23 protein-coding genes are annotated in these 24,326 nt (G+C 68.6%); 12 read left to right on the top strand and 11 right to left on the bottom strand.

Annotated features, from left to right (window positions below):
• Positions 1 to 514: 514 nt before the first annotated feature.
• The 3 genes from OG285_RS15105 to OG285_RS15115 are packed head-to-tail and all read left to right on the top strand — an operon-like array spanning position 515 to position 4,274.
• Positions 515 to 2,197 (top strand): DUF4331 domain-containing protein, encoded by a 1,683-nt coding sequence (locus OG285_RS15105; RefSeq protein WP_371791220.1) that lies wholly within the window; start codon positions 515 to 517, stop codon positions 2,195 to 2,197.
• The gene (locus OG285_RS15110; protein ID WP_371791221.1) at positions 2,194 to 2,919 is read left to right on the top strand and encodes a class F sortase; all 726 of its coding nucleotides are present in this window, start codon (positions 2,194 to 2,196) and stop codon (positions 2,917 to 2,919) included. Before OG285_RS15105 ends, OG285_RS15110 begins: the two co-directional genes overlap by 4 nt.
• Positions 2,916 to 4,274, top strand: a complete 1,359-nt coding sequence (locus OG285_RS15115; RefSeq protein WP_371791222.1) for a tetratricopeptide repeat protein — start codon at positions 2,916 to 2,918, stop codon at positions 4,272 to 4,274. Before OG285_RS15110 ends, OG285_RS15115 begins: the two co-directional genes overlap by 4 nt.
• Positions 4,275 to 4,392: 118 nt before the next feature.
• Here the strand turns inward: OG285_RS15115 and OG285_RS15120 are convergent, their stop codons facing one another.
• The 6 genes from OG285_RS15120 to OG285_RS15145 form a co-directional block, all read right to left on the bottom strand.
• Positions 4,393 to 5,115, bottom strand: a complete 723-nt coding sequence (locus OG285_RS15120) for a class I SAM-dependent methyltransferase (protein WP_371791223.1) — start codon at positions 5,113 to 5,115, stop codon at positions 4,393 to 4,395.
• A complete protein-coding gene (locus tag OG285_RS15125; RefSeq protein WP_371793536.1) occupies positions 5,112 to 5,621 on the bottom strand; it encodes a hypothetical protein in 510 nt (169 codons plus the stop codon). Before OG285_RS15125 ends, OG285_RS15120 begins: the two co-directional genes overlap by 4 nt.
• 2 nt (positions 5,622 to 5,623) lie before the next feature.
• On the bottom strand, positions 5,624 to 6,913 hold the full coding sequence (locus OG285_RS15130; protein ID WP_371793537.1) for a molybdopterin-dependent oxidoreductase: 1,290 nt from the start codon (positions 6,911 to 6,913) through the stop codon (positions 5,624 to 5,626).
• A 328-nt stretch (positions 6,914 to 7,241) separates the two neighbouring features.
• Positions 7,242 to 8,465: a permease gene (locus OG285_RS15135; RefSeq protein WP_371793538.1), complete on the bottom strand. Its 1,224-nt coding sequence runs from the start codon at positions 8,463 to 8,465 to the stop codon at positions 7,242 to 7,244.
• 214 nt (positions 8,466 to 8,679) lie between these two features.
• Positions 8,680 to 9,210: a MarR family winged helix-turn-helix transcriptional regulator gene (locus OG285_RS15140; RefSeq protein WP_371791224.1), complete on the bottom strand. Its 531-nt coding sequence runs from the start codon at positions 9,208 to 9,210 to the stop codon at positions 8,680 to 8,682.
• Positions 9,211 to 9,264: 54 nt separating this feature from the next.
• On the bottom strand, positions 9,265 to 10,263 hold the full coding sequence (locus OG285_RS15145) for a PP2C family protein-serine/threonine phosphatase (protein WP_371793539.1): 999 nt from the start codon (positions 10,261 to 10,263) through the stop codon (positions 9,265 to 9,267).
• A 290-nt stretch (positions 10,264 to 10,553) separates the two neighbouring features.
• Here OG285_RS15145 and OG285_RS15150 point away from each other — a divergent pair, with 290 nt between their 5' ends.
• A complete protein-coding gene (locus tag OG285_RS15150; protein ID WP_371791225.1) occupies positions 10,554 to 11,051 on the top strand; it encodes a nitroreductase family deazaflavin-dependent oxidoreductase in 498 nt (165 codons plus the stop codon).
• A 21-nt stretch (positions 11,052 to 11,072) separates the two neighbouring features.
• On the opposite strand, the gene OG285_RS15155 is transcribed toward OG285_RS15150, so the two are convergent.
• Positions 11,073 to 12,752: a chloride channel protein gene (locus OG285_RS15155; protein ID WP_371791226.1), complete on the bottom strand. Its 1,680-nt coding sequence runs from the start codon at positions 12,750 to 12,752 to the stop codon at positions 11,073 to 11,075.
• Between the two features lie 548 nt (positions 12,753 to 13,300).
• On the opposite strand from OG285_RS15155, the gene OG285_RS15160 reads away from it, so the two are divergent.
• From OG285_RS15160 to OG285_RS15175, 4 genes are all read left to right on the top strand, one after another.
• Entirely contained in the window at positions 13,301 to 13,534 is a 234-nt protein-coding gene (locus OG285_RS15160) for a hypothetical protein (protein WP_371793540.1), read from the top strand.
• A 276-nt stretch (positions 13,535 to 13,810) separates the two neighbouring features.
• A complete protein-coding gene (locus OG285_RS15165) occupies positions 13,811 to 15,061 on the top strand; it encodes a cation:proton antiporter (protein WP_371791227.1) in 1,251 nt (416 codons plus the stop codon).
• Positions 15,048 to 15,506, top strand: coding sequence for a CBS domain-containing protein (locus OG285_RS15170; RefSeq protein WP_371791228.1), 459 nt, complete (start codon positions 15,048 to 15,050; stop codon positions 15,504 to 15,506). Before OG285_RS15165 ends, OG285_RS15170 begins: the two co-directional genes overlap by 14 nt.
• Positions 15,507 to 15,518: 12 nt before the next feature.
• A complete protein-coding gene (locus OG285_RS15175; RefSeq protein ID WP_371791229.1) occupies positions 15,519 to 16,817 on the top strand; it encodes an SLC13 family permease in 1,299 nt (432 codons plus the stop codon).
• 20 nt (positions 16,818 to 16,837) lie between these two features.
• Here the strand turns inward: OG285_RS15175 and OG285_RS15180 are convergent, their stop codons facing one another.
• Positions 16,838 to 17,257, bottom strand: a complete 420-nt coding sequence (locus OG285_RS15180) for an STAS domain-containing protein (RefSeq protein WP_371791230.1) — start codon at positions 17,255 to 17,257, stop codon at positions 16,838 to 16,840.
• A 283-nt stretch (positions 17,258 to 17,540) separates the two neighbouring features.
• Between OG285_RS15180 and OG285_RS15185 the strand changes: the two genes are divergently transcribed.
• Both OG285_RS15185 and OG285_RS15190 read left to right on the top strand, forming a co-directional pair.
• Complete coding sequence (locus OG285_RS15185) at positions 17,541 to 18,833, top strand: hypothetical protein (RefSeq protein WP_371791231.1); 1,293 nt, start codon at positions 17,541 to 17,543, stop codon at positions 18,831 to 18,833.
• A 254-nt stretch (positions 18,834 to 19,087) separates the two neighbouring features.
• Positions 19,088 to 19,630 carry a hypothetical protein gene (locus tag OG285_RS15190; protein ID WP_371791232.1) on the top strand — a complete coding sequence of 181 codons (543 nt, stop codon included), beginning with the start codon at positions 19,088 to 19,090 and terminating at the stop codon, positions 19,628 to 19,630.
• Positions 19,631 to 19,673: 43 nt separating this feature from the next.
• Here OG285_RS15190 and OG285_RS15195 read toward each other — a convergent pair whose 3' ends face one another.
• From OG285_RS15195 to OG285_RS15205, 3 genes are all read right to left on the bottom strand, one after another.
• Entirely contained in the window at positions 19,674 to 21,191 is a 1,518-nt protein-coding gene (locus OG285_RS15195; protein WP_371791233.1) for a LacI family DNA-binding transcriptional regulator, read from the bottom strand.
• Positions 21,192 to 21,221: 30 nt separating this feature from the next.
• Positions 21,222 to 21,584 (bottom strand): DNA-binding protein, encoded by a 363-nt coding sequence (locus tag OG285_RS15200; RefSeq protein WP_371791234.1) that lies wholly within the window; start codon positions 21,582 to 21,584, stop codon positions 21,222 to 21,224.
• 118 nt (positions 21,585 to 21,702) lie between these two features.
• Entirely contained in the window at positions 21,703 to 21,954 is a 252-nt protein-coding gene (locus OG285_RS15205) for a helix-turn-helix domain-containing protein (protein ID WP_371791235.1), read from the bottom strand.
• 625 nt (positions 21,955 to 22,579) lie between these two features.
• Here OG285_RS15205 and OG285_RS15210 point away from each other — a divergent pair.
• Both OG285_RS15210 and OG285_RS15215 read left to right on the top strand, forming a co-directional pair.
• Positions 22,580 to 23,497 (top strand): hypothetical protein, encoded by a 918-nt coding sequence (locus OG285_RS15210; RefSeq protein ID WP_371791236.1) that lies wholly within the window; start codon positions 22,580 to 22,582, stop codon positions 23,495 to 23,497.
• On the top strand, positions 23,494 to 24,192 hold the full coding sequence (locus OG285_RS15215) for an ATP-binding protein (RefSeq protein ID WP_371791237.1): 699 nt from the start codon (positions 23,494 to 23,496) through the stop codon (positions 24,190 to 24,192). The genes OG285_RS15210 and OG285_RS15215 overlap by 4 nt, the downstream gene beginning before the upstream one ends.
• Positions 24,193 to 24,326: the final 134 nt, after the last annotated feature.

The raw sequence follows: 24,326 nt of genomic DNA on the forward strand, positions 1-24,326 counted from the left end.
ACGTAACTCATGGCAGCCGGACACCGGGCGGGCTGCCGGGCGCAATGACCTGACTCCTTACCGGTTCTGCCGTACGCGCGCCGGTGGGAGCAGCTTCTCCACTCGCGTGGCGCACTTCGAGCACCCGGTCAGCCCTCATGTCACCCACGCAGCCGGTGAAGAGGTGCACCCACTTCCTTATTGCGCAAGACTCGCAATAAGGAAGTGGAATACGGCTCTGCGCACGGAAGACGCGTGCCGATACCCCTTTCGCGGCATCACTCCCGTGGTCGCCGACCGCGAACTGGGCCCATTTGGGCTTCGGAGTGCCCCCGTTCGGCTCTCAAGCGTGGCGGCCTGGTGTCATTCATGGTGATTTATTCGTAGCTTAAGCCGCATTGCGGACGCATTTGCTGAGTACCGACGTCAGCGTCGGGCTCGCCCGAGGTGGTCCGTGTGGGGCTTCGAGCGTCCTCCCGCACGCTGCCGCGACCCCCGTTACCGGAGGCACGGCTCCACCGGAAACGGATCAATCATGCAGCCCTTCCGTCTGCCTCTCAGAAGGCCCACGGTCCGCCGTGCCGAGGGCGTCCTGGCGTCCGTCGGCATACTCGCTCTGGTCACAGCCGGCACTGTCGCGGGGCTCGCGCCCGGCGTAAGCTCCGCCTCCAGCCACCGCGAGGCGCCGCTGACCGCGGGCGACCCGAAGGCCGACAACACCGATGTGTACGCCTTCACCAGCCCGGACAACGCGGACACCGTGACACTGGTGGCCAACTGGATCCCGTTCGAGGAGCCCAACGGCGGCCCGAACTTCTACCCGTTCGCCAACGACGCGCGCTACAACATCAAGATCGACAGCGACGGCAACGGCAAGCCGGACACCACGTACACCTGGGCGTTCACCGACCACATCCGCGACTCCGCGAATCAGTTCCTGTACAACACGGGCGTCGTGAAGACCCTCAACGACGAGACTCTGAACTTCCGCCAGACATACACCCTGACCTCAACCGATGCCAAGGGGCTGACCCGGACGCTGGTCAAGGACGCGCCCGCCGCGCCCTCGAACGTCGGCCCGGCGTCGATGCCTGACTACGCGTCGCTGCGCAAGCAGGCCACGGTGTCGCTGCCGAACGGCGGCCAGACCTACGCCGGACAGGCATCGGACCCGTTCTTCCTCGACCTGCGGATCTTCGACCTGCTGTACGGCGGGAACCTCAAGGAGAGTGGACACAACACGCTCGCCGGGTACAACGTCAACACCATCGCCCTCCAGGTCCCCAAGAAGGATCTGGCGCTCAACGGCGACGCCAAGCGCAACCCCGTCATCGGTGTGTGGTCCACCACCGACCGCAAGGGTGCGGCCGTCTCCTCCGGCAAGGGTGCGGAGAGCAGCAAGGGCAATGAGGGTTCGCAGGCTGTGGGCAGCGATTCCAAGGGCGGCCCGCCCTCGCCCGACCAGGGGCAGAGCGGTTGGCACCAGGTTTCGCGGCTCGGAAATCCTCTGGTCAATGAGGTGGTCGTGCCGCTGAAGTACAAGGACGCCTTCAACTCGATCGCCCCCGACGTCGACCACACGGTGACACCGGTGGTGAACGCGGTCCTCGATCCGATCGTGCCCAAGCTCATCCAGAGCATCTACGGCGTCCCCGCGCCTGCGACTCCCCGTAAGGATCTCTCCGAGATCTTCCTCTCCGGGATCTGCAAGGCGTGCGGTCCCATTCAGGCGGACCTCAACTCGCAGCTGCTGAACGGGGATGTGAAGAAGAGCGGGTTCGTGCCGTCCGAGGAGCTGCGGCTGAACATGGCCGTCCCGGCGACCGCCAACCCCAACCGGCTCGGTGTGCTCGCCAAGGACCTGGCGGGCTTCCCGAACGGCCGCCGTCTCAACGACGACGTCGTCGACATCGAGCTCCAGGCCCTTGAGGGCGCCGCGCAGACCGGCAAGATCGTGCCGGCGCTCGCCGCAGGGGACGGCGTCGATGCCCCGTACAGGCAGCCGACGTCCTCCTTCCCGTACGTGGCGCTGCCCAACACGGCCGCCGTCAACCAGGCCGACTCGCTGCACCCCGACGGTGGCGTCGGGGCAGGGCTGGGCGGTACCGCCCTCACCGGTGGCTTCCCCGTCGTGGCCGTGACGGCTCTGACCGGTGGCGCGCTGCTGGCCGTGGCCGGAGCACTGGTCCTGCGCCGTCGGCGTGCGAGCCGGATGTGAGCACCCCCGCCGAACCCGGCCGCCCGCCCTCCCCCGTGGAGGGCGGGCGGCCGCGCCGCGTCCGACGCTTCCGCCCCACGCGTCCCCGGCGGCTGGTCGCGGCCATCGCCGTCGCCGCCGGTATGGGCCTGGCCGGCGCCGGCACCTCCGCGCTCGTCGGCGCCCAACCGGCCCGCCACCGCACCGCGGCCGACATCGGGGCCCTCCCCCTGCCGCAGACCGCACCGACCTCACCCGGATCGCCCGCAGCCGTTCCCGAGCGAATACGAATACCGGGCATCAGCCTGGACCACTCCCTCACCGGCCTCGACGTGGGCCAGGACGGACACCTCGGCGCCCCCGAGGATCCCGGCCAGGTCGGCTGGTGGCACGACGGACCCCGCCCCGGCGACCCAGGAGCAGCCGTCTTCGTCGGCCACGTCGACTCGCAGACCGGCCCCGCCGCGTTCTACGACATCTCCGCCCTGCGCCCCGGCGACCGGATAACCATCGACCGCGCCGACCACTCCCATGTCACCTTCACCGTCCGCGCACTGCGCCAGTACGACAAGAACGACTTCCCCGACGACCAGGTCTACGTCACCACCGGAGCCCCCACGCTGCGGCTGATCACCTGCGGCGGTACCTACGACCGGGAGCACGGCGGATACCGCGACAACGTGGTCGTCTACGCCACCCTCACCACCCCAGGACACACCACCCCCACCCGGAGCGGGAATTGAACACCTCTGGCCCCCGACGCCCCTCGCGCCGCCGTACCCTGCTCGCAGCCGGCACCGTCACCGTCCTCGGCGTGGGCCTCTTCCTCGGCGGCGGACTCGCGCTCGCCCCCTGGAACGGAACGCAGGGCGACCGGAGCGCAGGGTCATCCAGCGCGGCGAGCGGCCCCGCCGCCGGCGCCGACCCGCTGGTGGCGGACATCACCGGGCTCCAACAGCACCTGCGCACGAGCCCACACGATGCCGTGGCCCTGGCGACTCTCGGCCTGGACTACGTCCAGCAGGCGAAATCCACGGCCGACCCGACCTATTACCCCAAGGCCGAAGGCGTCCTCACACGCTCACTGGCGAGCGAGAAGAAGGACAACTTCACCGCCATGGGCGGGATGGCCGCACTCGAAGCGGGCCGCCACCGCTTCACCCAAGCCCTGGACTGGGCCGAGCAAGCCGTCGCCGTCAACCCGTACAGCTCCCCGCTGTACGGGACACTCGCCGACGCGTACACCCAGCTCGGCCGCTACTCCGAAGCAGCCGGCGCGACCCAGCGGATGGTCGACCTCAAGCCCGGAGCGCCCTCGCTGTCCCGCGCGTCCTACGTCGCTGAACTGCGGGGCGACGTCGCGACCGCCAAGACCGACATGCGCCGGGCTCTGAACGACTCGGCCGGCCCGGCGGACCAGGCGTTCGCCCACTACTACCTCGGCGAACTCGCCTTCAACAACGGGGATCCGGCCACCGAGCTGAAAGAGGCCGAAGCGGGGCTGCGGGTCGCGCCCTCCTACACCGCCCTGTTCCAGGCGAAGGCCAGAGCCGAGACAGCGCTCGGCAAGACCGACGCCGCTATCGCCGACCTCACCCGAGCGGTGCAGCGCGTTCCCCAACCCGAGTACATCCTCCAGCTCGGCGAGCTCTACCAGTCCCTGGGCCGCACCAAGCAGGCCGACGAGCAGTACCGGATCTTCCGGGCCGAGCAGCAGCTCTTCACCACCAACGGCGTCGCCCTCGACTCCGACGCCGCCCTCTTCGAAGCCGACCACGGCAACCCACAACAAGCCCTGTCCATCGCCCGCAAAGGACTCAAGACCCGCCCCTTCCTGGAAACCCACGACGCACTCGCCTGGGCCCTCCACGTCAACGGCCGAGACCGGGAATCCCTCGACGAGGCCGACCAGGCACTCGCACCCGGCATGCGCAACGCCCTCTTCCACTACCACCGAGGCATGATCGAAAAAGCACTCCGCGACACCACGGCGGCCCGCAAAGACCTGACCGAGGCCCTGAGCATCAACCCCCACTTCAGCCCGCTGTACGCGCCCAAAGCACGCGCGGCCCTCGCCACGCTGAATGGCTCGGCATAACCCTGTGGGTCGGGCGGTAGCGCCTCGCGCAGGGCTCTACGCAAATCGCTCCCGGTCGAAACGCTGTCGTCCTCGCCCCCGATGCGGCAGTCCCCGATGGCGGGAGGGTTGGGGGCCTTCAGCGGGTGAGGGCCAGGAAGTTCCGTTCGCCGACCGACCATGCTTGGCGCGGGCGGTATCCGGCCCGGAGGCTGATGGTGCGGGCCGCGGTGGTTCCTACCCGGGCCCACCGGAAGGGGGCACTGCGTCGTCCGCTTCCGTCGTCGAGCCGGACCTGATGTTCCTGTTCGTAGATGTCGCCGTGTTCGGTCTCCAGGAGCAGCGTGCCTCCGGGGGCAAGGAGATGGCGGATCCTGCGCAGGAGTGCCGGTGGATCGCCGCCGATGCCGATGTTGCCGTCGGCGAGGATGGCGGTCTGCCAGTGGCCTTCGTCCAGTACAGGGTCGAAGACCGAGGCGTGCAGGACCGTGGCGCCTGCTGCCGTCGCCAGGTCCACGGCAGCTCGGGTGACATCGACTCCGAGAGCCGGAACACCACGTCGGGCCAGTGCGATGAGGAGTCTGCCGGGCCCGCAGCCGACGTCGAGCACCGGGCCCGTGCAGTGGTCGAGGAGAGCCTCGTCCGTGGCGTCGGCTGCCTGCCGCCAGCGATGAACCTCCAGAGGCAGTTGCCGACCGTCGGGGTAGCCGAGACTGAGCTTCGGCTGTTCGGTGTGCAGCGCATCGGCGTAGAGATCCAGCGGACCGACGTAGACGTCCGCGGACTGCTGTGTCGATGGGTCCCGCATCGCCTCGGGGGCGAGTGACGGGGACGTGTACTGTCCACCGCTGCGCTGGCTCATTCTTCCCGCCCGGGATGCTCCGCAGGGGAGACCGGCGGGCGGGTCCGGTGGCGTCGGCGGGCCATGTTGATCAGGGCGGCGAGGGCGGATGCGGCGAACAGCCCGGCGGTGATCAGCAGCCACCGGTCGAGGTAGACGCTGTCCGAGAGCCCGGTGTCCTGGTGGTACGGGGCCGACCTGCGCAGGATGAGCGGGAACCAGACCAGCAGCAGGAGCAGGGACAGGGCCACCGGGGCGCGCAGGTGGTTGAGCAGGCGGCGCCCGGCCGAAGGGTCCTTGCGGTCCTTGTGCGGCGGGAGCGCGGTCTGGGCGGTGAGGTCCGCGGCGCTGTAGACGGGCACCAGGACCAGATCGTGCAGCAGCGCGGCACCGATGAACCAGACGGCGACGGCGACGGTGCGGCCCATGAGGAGCTGCACCGCGGCGTATCCGGCGACGGTGAAGCAGCAGGCCATGACCAGGAGATGGACGGGGTGGGCGCCGTAGCGGCGCGAGAAGAGGCTCATGGTCACGTCCGGAAGGTGAGGCGGCGGACCCATTTGGTGTTGTTCACGCCGGGGTTCGCGGGAACGATGATGCGGGCGGGGTGGCCGTGGTCGGTGGAGAGGGGCGCTCCGTTGACGTGCAGGGCGAGCAGCGAGAGCGGGTTGCTGATCTGGTTTCCGGCCAGGAGCACGCGGCGGAAGGCGCCCGTGCGCTGTACGGACTCGACGAGGACGCTGGTGGCGTGCGGCGCCCCGGCGAGGGCGGCGAGGTCGGCCAGGCGCAGCCCCGACCAGTGCTGGTCGTCGGTGGACCAGCCCTCCACGCAGGCGATCGGCAGCCGGGCCGTGTGCTGTTCCATGGCGAGCAACTGTGCATAGGTCAAGGCGAGTCTGTGTGTTCCGCGGATCTCCAGGCGCCATCCGGGGCCGATGTCGGAGGCTCTGATGCCGACGGCGGCGGCGCTCTTGTTGATCTGGAAGCCGTTGGGGCCGTGCAGGGGGTCGCGGTTGTGCGGGGCGAGCAGGGCAGTGCGGCGCAGTGAGCCCCCGATGCTCTGCCCCGCGGTCACCACGAGCAGGGCCAGCGATCCGGCGCCGACCAGTCCGAGCGCGCCGCGTCTGCTCAGGGTGGGGCGGGCCGGTGCGGGGGCGACGAGCCCGTACGGGTCGGGCGGCTCCGGTGCGGTGTGCGCCACGTCGGTGGTCAGGACCGAGCGCACGGTGCGGGAGCGTACCGCCCGCCACATCCGCCCCAGCCGCAGCACCGCGTGGGCGGCGAAGGCGGCCATGAACACCCAGGCACCGTAGAAGTGCAGGGTGTAGAAGGAGCCGGGGAAAATGTAGTCGAGCTGGATGTTGAGTACGCCGGTGGCGAGTTCGAAGAGGACACCGCCGACCAGCAGGATCAGTGAGAGGCGTTCCAGGGCGTGGGAGGGGCTGAGCGCGGGTGGCCAGGTGAAGAGTTTCGGGATGACCGACCACAGTTTGGCGAGGACCACCGGGATGAGGACGATCCCGAGGGTGACGTGGACGCCCTGGGTGAGGCGGTAGAGCCAGTAGGGGTGGGTGGGCCAGGTGAACAGGTAGAAGCCCAGCAGGCCCTTGCCGGGCGTCTTGTCGTTGAGCGCCCCGAGGTTCGGGTTGTAGGCGGCGTACGACAGCAGGCCGGTGACGAACACGACCGTGATACCGAACAGCAGGACAAGGCCGAGGACCGCCGTCAGCCACGGCCCGCGGATCGGACTGCGCCAGAACGCGGGACGGAAGGGTCCGGGCGGCGCCGTACCGGCCAGGACCCGGGCCCGGCCGAGCAGCCCGCTCCGCGGCCGGGCGTCAGTTCCCGACTCCGGCCTCCAGGGGGTCGCACCGGTCGCGGGCGGAACAGGCCGCGGAACGTGGTCGTCGCCACTGCCGTCACTGCCGTCACTGCCCCCGGCCACGGCGCCCACCGTCCCGTACCACTGCAACAAGAGATCCGGTCATCCATCGATCTTCACGCCCAGTTGTTGAGTTGTTCCGGCTTGCGCGATCGATCCGGACGCATGTCAGCCACATAGCCCAACTGAGAACCCATCCCGTGGCTGGGGTGGTGCTGTCCGAGCCATCTGCGCTCCGCCCGCGCTGCCAAGCCTCGCGGAAGTGTCAGGACTGACCGGGGTCTCCACGATCATCAGCATCATGGATGTGGTGCTCATCCTTGTGGCCGTTGTCAGGGCTTTCGTGGTCGTGCCCGGAGCTGGGAGCGCCGCCCATCATCCGGAGCATGCTTTGCCCACCGGTACGGAAGAACCGGACGAGGAGAGCGGTGGCCAGGAGGAGGAAGGCGATGTTGAGGAAGGTGGTGTAGTTCCAGGTGACGCCATCCATGGGGACTCTGGCATCGGCCTGGTCGGGGATGAGACGGAGCCCCGCGAAGACGAACTCCACGATGTAGCCGGCCGCGACCGTGGCGAGGTAGAAGGTGCCGAGCAGGAACAGGGCCATCTTTCCGCCGTAGTACTTCCGGTAGATGTTGAGGATCGGAAGGATCAGCAGGTCGGCGAAGACGAAGGAGACCACCCCGCCGAAGCTGATCCCGCCCTTCCACAGCACCACCGCGAGGGGCACGTTGCCGATCGAGCAGACGAAGGAGGCGATCGCGACCAGTGGGCCGATGACCGGGCCCCAGAGCTTGGAGGCCAGTGGGTGGCCGTCGAAGAAGAACGTGCGCCAGAACGAGTCAGGCACCCAGGCTGCGATGGCTCCCGCGATGAGCAGTCCGATCACCAGGTCGCGAAGGATCGCCGCCCATTCCATGACAAAGACGTGGCTGGTGGAGGTGAAGCCCTCGCGGGACAGCAGCCGGCGGACGAAGGAGCCCTCGCGCTGGACTGACATGTCCATCGCTGCGTGGCCTTCCATGGCTCCGGTTAGTCCGCGTTCGGCCTGTTCCCTTGCCCGGCGCAGGAGTGAGTCCCGCAGGAACAGACGGAACTGCACGGCCAAGGCGACGATCATGAGGGGGCCACCGACGAACTCCGCCGCAGTGAACTGCCAGCCCATCAGGAGGGCAAGAATGACGCCGAGTTCTACGACGAGGTTGGTGGAGGCGATCTCGAAGGCCATCGCGGCGGTGAAGTTCGCGCCCTTGCGGAACAGCGAGCGGGCCAGGGCCACCGCGGCGTAGGAGCACGAGGACGAGGCGGCGCCGAGGCCGGCGGCGATGGCGAGGGTGCGGAGGCGGTCGTCGCCGAGCAGGGACACGACGGTGGATTTACGGACGACGGCCTGGACCACCGCGGACAGAATGAAGCCCAGGATCAGGGCCCAGGTGATCTCCCAGGTCATGGAACCTGTGATCGACAGTGCGTGCAGTACGGCGTGGATCATCCTTGGAGCCTTTCGGCAGGAGCACGCCATGGGGCCTACCGACACGTCGCACCCGCGTGATGCCGAGAATCTGCGAGGCCGCCGTGAGGAGCCGGCTCCACTTCGTCCTGAGCGATAAGGACGTGCAAGATCTCAGTGCAAGCGGAAGACCGCCCGGCTGCCGCGTTCATGGCCGACCAGGGCTCACGGTCGAGCCGTCGTGTGCCTGGGCTCAGTGGGCGTGGCTTGCCTGCGTGCCGGCCCAGCCCAGCGGGTACAGGGAGACGTCGTCGTCGGGGGCCGCGGGTTCGCCCCCGGCCTCGGCGAACGCGGTCAGCGCGTCGATCAGGGCCGCTCTCTGTTCGGGTGCGAGCCGCTCGACGATGGTGGTGATCTCCATACGGCGACGGGCTGTGACCTCCTCCACCAGCTGACGTCCCTCATCGGTGAGGCCGAGGAGGGTCTCGCGCCGGTTCTCGGGGTTGATGCGGCGGTCCGCCAGCCCTGCTGTGATGAGCCGGTCCAGCATGCGCATCGCCGTCGAGGGGTTGACACCGAGCAGCTCGGCGAGGACGACGAGTTTGGCGGTCCCGTGGGTCGAAAGGGCTACCAGCAGCCGGAACTGCGGGAGGGTGACCCGGTCTTCGACAGCGGCGAGGGAGCGGGCTGAGACGGCTACCAGCAAACGGGACGAGGTCAGTACCGCGCGGGCGACGGCGTCGACGTCGGCCATGCCTGGCGCGGGCTGAGCGTGCTCGGTCATGATTCCTTCTTCTACCGCGCGGCGTCCGGGCCCTGTCTGCTTGGGCCCGCTGTGCTATGCACGGTAGCGGAGCAGCAGCATGGCAGCGTCGTCGTGTACCGGTCCTTTTACGTGGTCCAGCAGGTCCTGGTGGAGGGCTTCCAGCGCGACGTCGAGGTCCGGATCCCTGAGCAGCCCGGTTCGTTCGCCCAGTGGGTAGAACGTTCCGGACGGATCACGGGCCTCCGTGACGCCGTCGGTGTGGAGGAGCAACTGGTCTCCGGGGCCGAAGGCCACCTGGAAGGGCTGCGGCGGGTTCATACCGTGGATGCCCAGGCCCAGCGGCAGCGCGTACTCCGGTGGCTCCGGGAAGACGGCCGTGCCTTCGGTCCGTACGAGCAGGGGCGGCGGGTGGCCGTAGTTGAGGAATACCGCTCCGCGTTCCCGGCTGATCTCGGCGATGATCGCGGTGACGAATTTCTCCCCGTTCAGCGCGCGGTCGGCGGCCCTTTCCACTCTGGCTCCGACCTCGGTCAGGTCCGGTTCGTCGTGGGCAGCCTCTCGGAAGGCGCCGAGCACCACCGCTGCGGTCTCGACTGCTCCCAGGCCCTTGCCCTGGACGTCGCCGATGATCACGCGTACCCCGGTCGGTGCGGTGACCACTTCGTAGAGGTCTCCCCCGATCCTGGCCTCCGCGACGGCCGAGGTGTAGGAGACGGCTGCTCGCAGGTGTCCCGCGGCGCGCGGCACCGGGCGCAGCAGCACGCGCTGGGCTACCTCGGCGATGGACCGCATGTTCGCGAGCTCGCTCTCGCGGCGCTGGCGGATCACCGTGGCGGCCAGCCCTGCGATGGTCACGCCGGCGACGGATGCGACAGCGGTGAACCCGCGGCGCTCCTCGAAGAGCCCGTCGTACAGCCCGAGCGCCGCGCACAGGGCGAGAGCCAGCACGCCGATGCACGCCGTACGCCGCCACCCACCGGTCAGGCTGGCGAACGCAGGCCCGAGAGAGACCATCGGGAGCAGGCCGACGCTCGGTCCCGCGGTCACGTCCACCAGGGCGATCACCGCCATGACGGCAAAGGGCAGAACAGCCAGCAGCCACAGAAGAGGTGATTCGGGAGGCTGCTCGTCCGCCAGGGCCGGCTCCAGCGCTGCGGACCGCGGGGCGGTCTCAGCCTGCTGGGCGCCGGAGGATGAGCCCGTGGCGCGTATCAGCACTCTTGCCCGTCGCCTCATTGACCGCCCACCCTCTCCAACATTTAGACTGTGCAAAGGTTTTCTAGCTGAAGTAATTTACGTGCGTCGCTCCGTTGTCGTACCGCGTTCGGCTCGACGGTACTGGTGTATGCGAGAGGTGGTCTGTGACTTCCCAGCCTGACGAACCGCACCGCCCCAGGCGTCCCACCGGATGGCGCCGGACGGTGGCGAGGCTGCCCGTCGGCCTCTACCGCATGGGCCTGGGGCCCCTCTTCGGCAGGAGGATGCTGCTGCTCGTCCACACCGGCCGCGTCTCGGGGCAGCAGCGCCGGGCCGTCATCGAGGTCGTCACGCACGACCCGGAGCAACGCACGTGGACCGTGGCATCCGGCTTCGGACCGGAGGCGCAGTGGTATCGGAATCTGCGCCACACCCCGCAGGCCACCATTCAGACCGGCCGCCGTTTTCACGCCGTGACCGCCCATTTCCTGAGCCCGGAGGAGGGCGGCCGGGTCATGGCCGAGTACGCACCGAAGCATCCCCGCGCGGCACGGATTCTCTGCCGGTACATGGGGCTGCCCAGCGACGGAAGCCGGCAGGGCTTCCAGCAGGCGGGCGAGCTCATCCCCTTCGTCCGCCTGAAGGCGTCGGGCCCCCGGTAACTCATCGGGGGCCCGACGGGCTCAGACGGGTACGGGGTGCAGGACACGCAGTGCGCTCTGGTGGCTGATCCAGCCGACGGGGCGGGTCCGGTCGGCGTCGAGAACCGGGAGTCCCGTGCCGGGCGCGGAAACCAGGCAGCGCAGGGCGGTGGCCAGCGGCATGTCCGCTGTTATCGGCTGAGGGAGCTCTGTCAGGTCGCCGGCGGTGGCCGGTGCTCCGGCTTCGCCGTCGGGGGTCTCGGCCAGGGCCTCCGCGACGGCGCGGGCCGTCACGGTGCCCAGGTACCGGTCGTCCGCGTCGAACACGGGCAGGACGCCGTGCTCGGAGTGGGACAGCAGCAGCGCCGCGGCGGACAGTTTCGTGGCCGCGGGCAGCGGGTCGGGGGCCTTCTCCATGACCTCGCCGACCTGCTGGGACCCGATGGCCGCACCGGGTGCCGGTGCGTCCAGGTCGATGCCGCGGCGGCTGAGCTTGAGGGTGTAGACGGTGTCGCGGCTGAGGAGCTTGCTGATCAGTGTCGCTGTGGCGATGGCCAGCATCAGCGGCAGGATGATCGAGTACTCGCCGGTCAGCTCGAACAGGATGACCACGGCGGTAATGGGGGCACGCGCGGACCCGGCGAAGACCGCGCCCATCCCGACCAGGGCATAGGCGCCGACCTCGCCGCCCGTGCCGGGCATCAGCGCGTGGACTCCGGCCCCGTAGGCGGCGCCCAGCATGGCGCCGATGAACAGGCTGGGTGCGAAGACTCCGCCCGAGCCGCCGATGCCGATGGTCACACTGGTCGCGACGATCTTCCCCACGAGCAGGAGCAGCAGGAATGCCGCCGCGTATCCGCCCTCGGTCGCCTTCTCCAGGACCGGGTATCCGACTCCGTACATCTCCGGGAGCACCAGCAGGACGACACCGAGCAGCAGGCCGCCTGCCGCCGGGCGGAGCCATTCCGGGCCCCGCCAGGCCCAGTCGCAGGCGTCCTCGATCAGGTACAGAATGCGTGTGAAGCCGATGCCGACCGCACCCGCGGCGACGCCGAGCAGGGCGAACAGCCCGTACTGGACGACGTGTTCGACATGGAAGGCGGGCAGGTTCAGGAACGCGACATTGCCGAACGCGGCCCGCCCGATCACGCTCGCGGTCACGCTGGACAGGACGACCGCCCCGAACGACTCGATCGCGAAGTCCCGCAGGATCAGCTCCATCGCGAAGAAGACCCCGGCCAGCGGGGCGTTGAAGGTGGCGGCGATCCCACCTGCGGCTCCGCAGGCCACCAGGAGCCGCATCCGTCCTTCGGTGACCCTGGTCAGCCGGCCCAGCGTCGAGCCGAGCGCCGAGCCGATCTGCACGATGGGCCCCTCGCGGCCGACCGACCCGCCGGAGCCGATGGTCAGGGCCGAGGCCAGCGATTTGACCACCGCGACGCTGGCGTTGATGCGGCCCCCACGCTGGGAGACGGCAAGCATCACCTCGGGCACGCCGTGGCCACGCGCCTCCTTGGCGAACCGGTCGACCAGCGGCCCGTACAGCAGTCCGCCGACGACCGGTGCGAGCAGCACGAAGAACGGCCCGAGCCATGGCACATGCGGGTTCGCCACGTGCCCCGCTCCCGCGTAGTCCGCATGCCCGGAGAAGAGCTCCGTGAAGACCTTGATCAGCCAGCGGAAAGCGACCGACCCCAGCCCTGCGCCCGCCCCGATCAGCACGGCGAGTACCGCAAGCCCCCCGTGCGTCTCGCGGGCCCCTGCAAAAGCGGCAGTCTTCCACGACCGAGTACGCGGCGCCCCTGGCGCGGCCTCCTCGTGTGTCTCCTTTGTTCTGGTGCCGATCATCGCGGCGCCCCCTCTCTCTACATTTGCATTATGCAAACGTTGTCAAGTCGGGGCCACCTCTGAGCGGCGTACCGGCCGGCTGCGACGTGCCGCGGGTCGGGAGAGCCATTGCCGCAGCGGGCAACGTTCGCGCTGTCACGATGCTCGACTGAGCGGGGGTGGCGGGAGCGTCGGTCGCCGGTAGCATCCGGGCTGTGCCACCTCACACATGGATACGACTCGATGCCGCTGAGCGCCGCAGGTACTGGTGGCGGACTGGGTCTGTGATGCTGACCTTCGCCGGAATGGCGGTGGCGGCTGGGCTCACTGAACCGGCACCGGAGCGGTGGTGGTGGATCGGAGGGGTCGCCGTCCTCGACCTGCTCGCACTCATCACCATGGTCAGCCAAGGGACGGGCGCGACGCTCCTCACCTCCCAGGGCATGGAGTTACGCACCCTCTTCAGGCACAGGTCAGTGCTTTGGAGCGAGGTTACGGGGGTTGAGAAACGTTGCCGCACAAGGCGGAGTGGCACGTGGTCGGACGTGCGTGTCCGCCGAGTTCAGGGCCGGGCGCTCACGGTTCCGGGTGCCTTCACCGCCCGCTGGCACGACACCAAGTTCGAGGCGAAGCTGGCCACAATCCGGCAGTACGGAGCTCGCCCGAACGACAGCTGATACTGCGTCAAGCCGCTGGCGGGGCGAACCTTGGCTGAGGTGGCCGCCATCGGTGCCCGGCTTCTCAACTGGCCCGCACAGGAAACAGGGCGGTCCGAAATATTGCCGGACCCCGGCAGGGCTGCACCCGGCACCTCTGCGGACCACAGGGGTGCCAAGGACGGGTAAAGAGCCTGTACGGTTCACCACGGTGTGCCGGGAAGTCTGGTCGGCGAGCAAGGAGATCCGCTCCAAGGATCTCCGGCTCAGAGCTCTGCCGATCGGGGGCCTGTTCTCGTGGTACTCATCGCCGTATTCGGTGTCGCCCTGCTGGTCGCGGTCCTGCTGTCCGGACTCGCCGCCCGTACTGTCCTCTCCACCTCGTTCCTCTTCCTCGCCGGCGGCGCTCTCGTCGGCAATGGCGCCCTCGGGCTGATCCACATCACGCCGGACAGCGACATCGTGTCCGTAACCGCCGACCTCGCACTCTTCGCCGTGCTGTTCACCGACGGCATGCACGTGTCCTTCCCTGCACTGCGCCGCGCCTGGAAGAACCCGGCCCGCGCCCTGGGCCTGGGCATGCCGCTCGCGTTCGTCTTCATGGCACTGGTCACCCACTACCTGGTGGGCCTGGACTGGACGACGTCCTTCCTGGTCGGTGCGGTGCTGGCGCCGACCGACCCGGTGTTCGCCTCGGCGATCGTGGGGCGCAAGGAGGTTCCGGCCCGGCTGCGCCAGCTGCTGAACGTGGAGAGCGGTGTGAACGACGGACTCGCCCTGCCCGTCGTGCTGCTGCTGATCGCCACCGCCGGCCCCATGGCAGGTGCCCACGCGGAGGCGTCGCCCTCGAAGATCGGTGCTGAGCTCGCTCTCGGTCTGGTCCTGGGCATCGTGATCCCGCTCCTCGTCAACGCCATTGCCCGCCTGCCGCTGCTCGGGGCGGAGCCCAAACTCCAGCCGCTACTGCCACTGGCCACCGGGGTCACCCTCTACGCCCTGTGCCATCTCACCCACGCCAACCCCTACCTCGCCGCGTTCTCCGCCGGTGCGGTCCTCGCCTCCATATCCCCGGAGGCCAAACGCGCCTTCGAACCCCTCGGCGAATCGCTCGCCGAACTGGCCAAGTTCGCCGCGCTGCTGGTTTTCGGGGCGCTGCTCACCCCGCATCTGTTCGGCGATCTCTCCCTCGGCGGATATGTGGCCGTGGTGCTGGCGATCGTGGTCATCCGCCCGGCGTCCCTGCTGCTCTCCCTGGTCGGCACGCGGATCGACCGACGGGAAAAGCTGGCCGCGGCCTGGTTCGGGCCGAAGGGCTTCGCTTCCGTGGTCTACGGGCTGCTGGTGCTCCAGTCGGGCATTCCGCACGCCCAGCAGGCGTACACGCTCATCGCCGTATACATCGCCTTCTCGATCGTGGCGCACAGCAGCACCGATGTCCCGGTTGCCCGTATGTTCCACGTCAATGACCTCGTGGGAATCCCGGACGCCGACGATGACGCCGAGGGCAGCCCGCACCAGCAAGAGGGAGACGACCATGCGCGCACGTGATCTGGCAGTGGAGTACGAGACGGTCCTGGTCGACAGCGATGCTCTGGACGCCGCGCGCCTGATGGCGGACCAGAAGCTGCCCGCCCTGCTGGTGGTGGACCGGGCGGGAGCCCCCGTAGCGGTCATGCCCGCATCTCAGCTGGTCAAGGTACTCGTGCCCGGCTACGTGATCGAGGACCCCACCCTCGCCGCGGTCATCGACGAGAAGCACGCCGACCGGCTGGGCCGGGCCCTGGCCGGCCGGAGCGTGGGCGACTGTCTTCCCGCCAAGGCCGGCCCGCCGCCCATCGCCGCACCCGACGACACCGCCCTGGAAGTCGCCGCCCTCATGGCCCAGGTCCGCAGCCCGCTGGTGGCGGTGGCAGAGAAGGACCGGCAGAGCACCCGCCTACTGGGGGTTATCACCGCGTCCCACCTGCTTCATCAGCTGCTTGAAAACCCCTAGTTGGAGACCTTTGTGAGTGACTGGCACAGCTGGGCGGCGATCGCCGTCTTCGTCGGCACGTACGCCCTGATCATCAGTGAGAAAGTCCACCGCGTGGCCGCGGCACTGGGCGGCGCGGGCCTGATGCTCGCGATCGGCGCGACGGACGATGTCTCGGCGTTCTACTCCCAGGACTCCGGCATCGACTGGAACGTCATCTTCCTGCTTCTGGGCATGATGATGATCGTCGGTGTACTGAAGAAGACCGGCCTCTTCGAATACCTGGCCATCTGGTCCGTGAAGAAGGCGAAGGCCAAACCCTTCCGGGTCATGGCCATGCTGATCATCATCACCGCGGCGGCCTCCGCCCTGCTGGACAACGTCACCACGGTCCTGCTGATCGCACCCGTCACCCTGCTGGTCTGCGAACGGCTCGCGCTGCCCGTCGCGCCGTTCCTGATCGCGGAAGTACTCGCGTCGAACATCGGCGGCACCGCCACCCTGGTCGGAGACCCGCCCAACATCATCATCGCCAGCCGCGCCGGACTGAACTTCAACGACTTCATCGTCCACCTGGCACCGCTGTCGGCCCTGCTGACGCTCGTACTCATCGCGATGTGCCGGTTCCTCTTCCGCAAGTCCTTCCGCTACGACGAAGACCGCGCGGCCGAAATCATGGAACTGGAGGAGAAGGAAGCCATCCGCGACCCGCGCCTGCTCATCCAGGGCCTGAGCGTGCTGGCCCTGGTCATCGTCGGATTCGTCCTGCACCCCGTACTGCACTTCGAACCGAGCATCGTCGCCCTCCTCGGCGCAGGACTGCTCGTCGCCGTCTCCACCGTGCAGACCGGCGAGGTCCTGGCCGAGGTCGAGTGGCCCACCCTCGCGTTCTTCGCCGGTCTGTTCATCATGATCGGCGGCCTCATCGACACCGGAGTCATCGGCGAGGTCTCCAAAGCTCTGGCCAACGCGGTCGGCGACAAGGAGCAGGGCGGCTCCATGCTGATCCTCGGCGCCTCCGGCATCCTGTCCGGCGTCGTCGATAACATCCCCTACGTGGCCACGATGGCGCCTATCACGGCCGACCTCGTCCACAGTCTGGGAGGCGACAGCGACCACGTCATGTGGTGGGCCCTCGCCCTCGGCGCCGACCTCGGCGGCAACGCCACCGCCATCGGCGCCAGCGCCAACGTCGTCGTCCTCGGCATCGCCGAACGCAACGGCACCCCCATCTCCTTCTGGCAATTCACCAAGTACGGACTCGTCGTCACCGCAGCAACCCTGCTCATCTCCGCCGCCTACATCTGGCTGCGCTATTTCACCCTCGGGTGACGCCCGAAACGCAGCACCAGTCAGCCCTGCACGGGAGGCGGGTTCCGGTGAGGATCGGCAATCACCCGAGTCAGCCCAACTTGACGCATCACGCTCTGGACCGGGGGCTGGGCATGGGTGATAGCCAGATGCGTTCCGTTAGCACGGGCCGCCCTCAACGCGATAAAGAAGGCCGCAATTCCATCCGCACTCACGTACCGCACACGTGAAAGATCCACTTCGAGTACCGGCACTCCAGGCCACAGCGCGTCCCGCAGCCGTTGTCCCGTCTTCTCGGCATTGGCTGCGACGACATGGCCGGACAGCCGCACCAGGACACGGGGGCTTTCGCCCTCCAGCACTCTGATGCGGCTTCCCGGCAGCCGAAAAAACACGGCGGCAAGCCTGTCACGGAACTGACGACCGGCCATATCAGGCGTTCGGAACGGTATCGGGTCCAAGCACTGGCGCTCCTGGGCATAAAGGATCACATTGCCGACCAGGCTTCCCGGCGCACCGTGCGAAGACTAACCGGAGCCGAGCAGCGAACACCGCAGCGAAACACTGCTGCGCGGTGATTCCGGCATACATGAGATTGGCGCGCACGCCGGTATGAGCCAGGTCTCCGCAGGGTACGCATACGGCTGCTGCGTGGCCGTCCGGATCTGCAGACACCGGGACTCTGCAGCCGGGCGCCCCAGGGGGAGGCGAGCGGTGCAGGCTGATCGGGGAATCCTTGCGTTGATGGGCTCGGGTGAGACCAGCCCCACCATGGTGACGTTGCACCGGGACCTGGTGGCGCACCTGAGTGCCGATCCAGGCGCGGCCATCCTGGAGACGCCCTACGGGTTCCAGGTGAACCGCGACGACATCTCCTCACGCGCCCAGGACTACTTCCGCCGCAGCGTCGGTCTCACTACGACGATCGTGTCCGACGCGGACGCGGGAACCGTGCCGGGAGACTCGCTCGACCACATACGCGATCAGGTCCGAAGAGCGGCTTGGGTGTTCTCCGGGCCGGGCAGCCCCTCGTACGCACTGGGCCGGTGGCGGGAGCAGGGGCTGGGCCAGATCCTGGCCGACCGGGTGCGCCGCGGACACGGCGTGACGGTCATGGCCTCCGCAGCCGCGTGCACCGTCGGGTTCGCCGCACTCCCCGTCTACGAGGTCTACAAAGCGGGCCACACCCCGGTCTGGCTGGATGGGCTGGATCTTCTCGGCGCCCTCGACCTGCCCGTCGCGGTGATTCCGCACTACGACAACGCGGAGGGCGGCACCCACGACACACGCTTCTGCTACCTCGGTGAAACCCGCTTGGCCGCCATGGAAACGCAGCTGCCCGACACGGCCGCCGTACTGGGCATCGACGAGCACACCGCACTCATCATCGACCTTGATGCCGCCATCGCCCGGGTGTGGGGACGCGGCGTGCTGACCGTTCGCCGACGCGGCGTCAGCACCCTCATCCCCTCAGGCACCACCCTGACACTGGAGCGGCTACGAGCCCTCGCAGCCGGTACGGATCAAGGGGGAGTCCCCGCCGCCCGGCAACCCACCACCGAGCCTGAAGCAGCTACGCACGCCGCCGATCAGCCGGTCACTCTTCAGGAAGCCGTGGCTACCGCGGAGGCCCGCTTCGACGCCGCCCGCACGGCGCTCGACGCAGGCGGCATGGTCGATGCGATCCTCGCCCTGGAGACCGTGATCACCGCATGGGCCACTGACACGGAAGAGGACCTCGGCGCGGACTGGGCCCGTACCGTCCTGCGCGGCATGATCCGCCAGCTCACCCAGCCAGCCCAGCAAGGCATGCTGGAACCGGACTTGACCATCGGACTCATTGCCGACCCCCTGCTCGACCTGCGCCGACGACTCCGCGCCCAAGGCGCTTACGATCTCGCCGACCTGTTGCGCGACGCCCTCGCTGCGGGCCGCATCCAGATCCGCGACGCTCCCGAGGGGAGCCGGTGGCAGTTCACCCCAAGGGAAGCGACCCAGCCGATCGCCCCCGGCAGCCCTGTACCGCCGCAGGCGTAGCGGACAGAACCGGCAGTGCCCTCAACATGCAGGTGCGTGCTAATCGCAATAGGGTCGGCGAGGGGCTGGGATGTCACCCGCCCTGTCGACCTTGGAGCCGCGGCATGGGCGCTGACGCATATACCGGCCATGAGGCAACCCCCTCCCGCCTCCGCGGAACGGCCCGCCCTTCACGGTCGCAGGCCGATGCCGTACCCCCCGCGACGGAACGCGACAGTGCGGATCCTGCACGGGAGCCCACATGTCCGCCGGTCATGATCGAAGCGCTGCTTCTGCGACACGACCCGGCCAATGGCTTCGCCTACCGCAGACGGATCACGCCGCTCGAACGCCACGCGAACCCTGACCACACTGCCCGCCTCCTCGCACACCTACAGGAAGACAACGATCGCCATCTCGTGCACTCGACCAGCTGGCGCGCCACCGATAACGGCCACATCGTTCTGACCTACCTCATCCACCCAGACCCTGATCCGGGTCAGCCAGCCCTCCCCCTGGCGAACCCGCACGACATCGCCCACAGCGACCGCCCCGCCCACCCCACACCGCCCACCCTCCAACTGGAACACGTAGCAGCCCACGCGATCAGGCACCTCGCATTTCTCGGCCGCACCGACCCCACCGTCACCGCACACCTCGCGCATCGACCCCACACCCAGCAGGCGCTCAGCGCCGTCACGCCGATCCCCGCAGGCCAGCTCTATATCGAGTGCGACCAACCACGAAGCAACGAACAGCGCCTGCAACCACAGGGGGGCGCATCCGCATGCACGGCGACGACAGAGGAGCTCGGCTAGGGGCACCGTTGGGCTTCGGCGCGGGCTCCCGCGGCCGGAGTGTCTAGCCCACTATCAGCCCCCTCTTCTGCAACAAAGCGTCAAGCACGGTGACCGGCGACCTCGGACTCATCATCAGCCGGGCGTCGAGTGCCGCCTCCCACTGCCCGGTCAGACCCAAGATGAGGCGCTGGCGCATGCCGGCGGTGACGTGGGCGTAGCGCGCGGAGACGGAGCCGTCGATGTGGCCCATACGTTCGTCCATAAGGACCTTCTCGGTGCCGAGATCCTCCATCATCGTGCGGTGAGTGTGGCGGAGGCCGTGAGGGGTGAGGCCCTTGGCGATCGGGAGCCAGCAGGCATTGGCCCTCCCGCCGGCGTTGCGCCCTCGCACCGGGATGCCGGGCCACGGTTCGCCCAGCAGCGGTACGGGCCGCGCCTCCTGCGGAGCCTTCTTGGGGTACCAACCGGAGACCGCCGGGGTGAACAGCCAGGTCGCAAAGCCGTTTCGGCGCCAGTGGGATGCATGTTCTGACACCTCGCCGCCCCGCAGGAACCCCACATCAGCGATGGCCTGCTCCACCCGCACCTGCATGGCTTCGGTTACACGATCGGGGTGGTTGAGGACGTTGGACACCGTCCCGTTGGAGACCCCGGCCAGCCGGGCGACGTCGGCGAGCTTGGCGCCCTGGTGCCCACCGTTACGCGCTGCCCCCTGCCCTCGGAAGACGTAGACCCTCCCGTGGCAGGGGCAGGGAGTCGGCTTCGTGCGGGCGATGTGGTCGACGACCAGGGACGTCAGCCAGCTCATCGAGTCGATCGACCGGTAGCTGTCGTCCTTGGGTGGACAGCGCACCAGCTCGCCGGTGTCCAGCTCGTACAGCTGCCACTCGACTCGAAACCCGCCGGGCCGGACAAACTCCGTTTCCAGGCCGACGACTTCACCCCACCGCTTACCCGTGTAGCCCTTGAGGACCACGGCGACGAACTCGTCGTCCCGACCGGACAGCAGGGCGGCCCGCTCGGCGGTCAGGAGAATACCCAGCGCGTCGGTGACGACCTTCTCCGGGCCGCGGTCGCGGTAGCGACCCGCACGCTTGCCGCGTCCGCGTCGCCTGGCTGCTGGATTCGAGGTGATCAGGCCCTCGTCGATCGCGTCCTCGAAGATCAGGTGTAGCGTCGAGCGCCAGGTCTTGACGCTGGAGGCCGCGTACACGGCCTTCTCCTTCTTCTCCCACAGGTCGACGTCTGTGCGCAGGACACTTGCGAGCGCCCTGTTCTCGAAATCGGGGAGTAGGTGCTCCTCGATATGGCGGCGATAGTTCTGCATGGTCGACGCGGCCAGGTCCTGGGCGGCGTACCACCGGCTCGCGTACTGGCCGAACGTCTCCTGACCGAGCCCCGGGTCGCGCCACGTGCCGCGCCGGACCGTGACCTCTTCGGTGTCTGCCGCCTGTTTTGCCTCACGCTTGGTGGCGAACTTGACCACCGCGCCGGTCATGTCGGTGACGGTTCCGTACTTACCGTCCTCGATCTTGTAGCGGCCGCGCCAGTAGGTGGCGCGCTTCTCCGCGTACCCCACGGATCCCTCCCTTCTCTTGTGTGGGCTGCGCTAGGCGGCGGGGCCGTACTGGGACTTGAGCAGGCGGCGTGGTGTCCGGGCCTGGAGGCGTACAGCGGGCGTCCGGGTCTCGGGCTGCTGCACGGCGGATGGCTGTGGCGCGGTCGGCACGGCAGGCTTGGCGCGGTGCGGCTTTCGAGCCGGTCCGTCCTCGTGCGCGCGAATGATCTCCGCAAGATGGTCGGCGGTGAAGCGGTAGGCACCGCCGATGTAGGTGAAGGGGATGAGGCGTCGGCGGGCACGGTCCTTCACCCACCAGACCGAACAGCCGAGGGCTGAGGCAATCTCCTCGGATCGGTAGAGGCGGGGCAGAGCAGGGGGTATGGCCTTTCGGCGCAATGGGGGTTCCTTCATCGGCGCGGCGGTGTGGTTCAGGGCGCGCCGGGCTTGGTGGTTCAGGCACGGGCGAGGTGATGTACGCAGCAGCTGACGGGTGTTGGCCCACCCGGGAGTGCTGTGAGGGCTCGGTTCGCTAGCTCGTCTCGGCGAGGAGGGTGAGCGGCGAGATGTCGAGGGCGGCTGCGAGGGCGACGAGGTCGTCGACGTCGCAGCGGCGTCGTCTGCGCTCGATGCGGGACAGCATCGTGATGGTCATGGGCCGGCCAAGCGCGGTGACCCGGTCGGCCAGCTGACGCTGGGCGAGCCCGCGTGCCGTGCGCGTGCGCTCGATGGCGCGGGCAGTCCGGATTCCGGCTGGGCCAATTCCCAGAGGCGTTGGATTCATATGACTGTTGTAGCTCTGGATCGCCGGTTTGGTTAACCGGCGATCCGCTGCTATGTTGCGCCTCTTTTTTGTCAGGTCTGGTCCCCCTCGGGCCCGCGCGGGGCGCAACATAGACCGGAATCCACCGATGACCAAACCGCTCGGACCCGCCATACTGGTTGGGGCCCTACGTAGCGCTTGACGTGGGCTTCTCGCATCGCCCGACCCCACTGGACAGGTGCCGGATTCCCCCCGTAATGGGTTTGTGGGTTGCCCCTTTTAGGCCGCTTCTTCGTCAACCGGCGATTCGGGTCTACCGTTAATGGGCTGCTGTGCACACCACGTTCGCCGAGAGCTGTTTGCTTTCTCGGCGGAATGCTGGACTTGTGCGGAGCGGGTGTGGCTGTCTTGGCCATGCGCCGAAACCACGGAAGTGGCGAGCGCATGGAAAAGCCCCCGGCGGGCCAACGCCGGGGGCCAGGAAGTCCCCTACCGATGTCGCCCGTACCTGAACGATCAAGACGGTGGCGATCACAACGCCACCGGGTGAGGAACCGTCTATGCCCCAAGCTACAGCCCTCACGGCCGTAGTCACATCCTCGTCGCCCACCTCCCCCACCCGCCTGACGAAGGCGGGGCGATAGGAATGGCGCGGATACGCACCATCAAACCGGAAGCCTTCATCTCCGAGTCGCTCGCGGCGGTGAGCGTCCACGCGGAGCGGACCTTCTTCGGACTGCTCACCCAGGCCGACGACCACGGCCGCTTCCGCGATCAGACCGCCGTCATCGCCGGCGCCCTGTGGTCCCTGCGCCCCGAACACGGCCCGCTGGAGGTCGAAGACGACCTCAACCAGCTCGACAGCGCCGATCTCATCTGCCGCTACGAGGGCGATGACGGCAAGCGGTACCTGCACATCGTCGCCTGGGCCCGCCACCAGAAGATCAACCGGCCCAGCGGCAGCCGCTGCCCAGCCTGCCCACACCACCAGGGCGACCGACCTGCTGGATGCGCGACGCCGGTCCACGCGGTCCTCCGTAAACCGGCCGTGAGCCCTCACCGAGGAGACCGTGAAAGCTCACGCGAACGGCGTGAGCCGTCCATGAATCGCGAACTCGCAGGTCAGCAGCGATTCAGTGAGCCCTCACCGCAACCGCAGGAGGATGACGTGAGGGCTCAACGTCCGGATCTAGGACCTAGGATCCTGGATCTAGGATCACCTCCGGTGGGGAGCGCAAGCGCACCCGCGCCGCACGCCATCTCGGGCTCGGTCTCAGCCAAGGACCTGGTCGGCGAGTACGTCGCCTCCTGCGAACACCGCCCGCCCAGCGACGTGCTGGGCCGCCTCGGCCAGGTGATCGGCAAATTGCTCGGCGAGGGCATCTCGGCCGATCACATCCGGGCCGGGCTGGACCGCATGCGCGCCAAGGGCCTCTCCGTGAGCCTGCTGCCGGACCTGGTCAACGAGGCAATGAACGACTCACCGCCAGCTGCCGCACAACACCGGGCGTGGACCAACCCGGCGCCCACTGACGTCGAGGCGGCCTACGGAGGCCAGCTGTGACCACAGCCACCACCAGCCGTGAACCGCAGCGCATCAACACCGTTGCGGCCCGCCTCGATTCGATCCTCGTCAACCGGGGCATCGACCCCACCGCCGGGCCCACCGAGGATCCTTCAGAGCGGGTAACCGCGCTGGAGCTGGCCGAAGGCCGTATCCCACCCCGCTACCGCGGCGCCCTCGCCGGCCACCGGCAAGTCGCCTCCTGGGTCGACGAGGTGACCCACGAAGCACGACCCGGCCCGAGCGGCACCCGGGGCATCGCCCTCGGGCCATCTCTGCTCATCGCCGGGCCCACCGGCACCGGCAAGACCCACCAGGCGTACGGCGCGGTGCGGTCGCTGCTGACTGCCGGAGTGCGGCTGCGGTGGGAGGCAGCCACCACGGCCGACCTGTACGCCCGCCTTCGGCCACGCGCCGGCCACGACGCCGAGCGCGACCTCGCCACGCTCAGCCGCTGCCCGCTGCTGATCCTGGACGACCTCGGCGCGGCCAAGCAGTCGGAGTGGACCGAGGAGATCACGTACCGGCTGATCAACCACCGGTACACCCATCTCCTCCCCACGCTCCTCACCACCAACCTGCCGACCGCCGCCCTGCGCGACGCCGTCGGCGACCGTGTCGCCTCCCGCCTCGCCGAGATGACCACCACCGTCGTCCTCACCGGCGCAGACCGCAGACGCCACCCCGCCCCCTGACCCCGAGCGACCACTCTCTCGCCATCTGGGCTCCGGTCATCCCCCGAGCCAAAGCCTGCGACCGGCCCCGCCCAGAACGGCGCGAGGCAAGTGAGTGTCCCGCGACGAGGCGATCCACATGTCCACGCCGCTCT

This window comes from Streptomyces sp. NBC_01471, assembly GCF_041438865.1.
Taxonomy (GTDB): domain Bacteria; phylum Actinomycetota; class Actinomycetes; order Streptomycetales; family Streptomycetaceae; genus Streptomyces.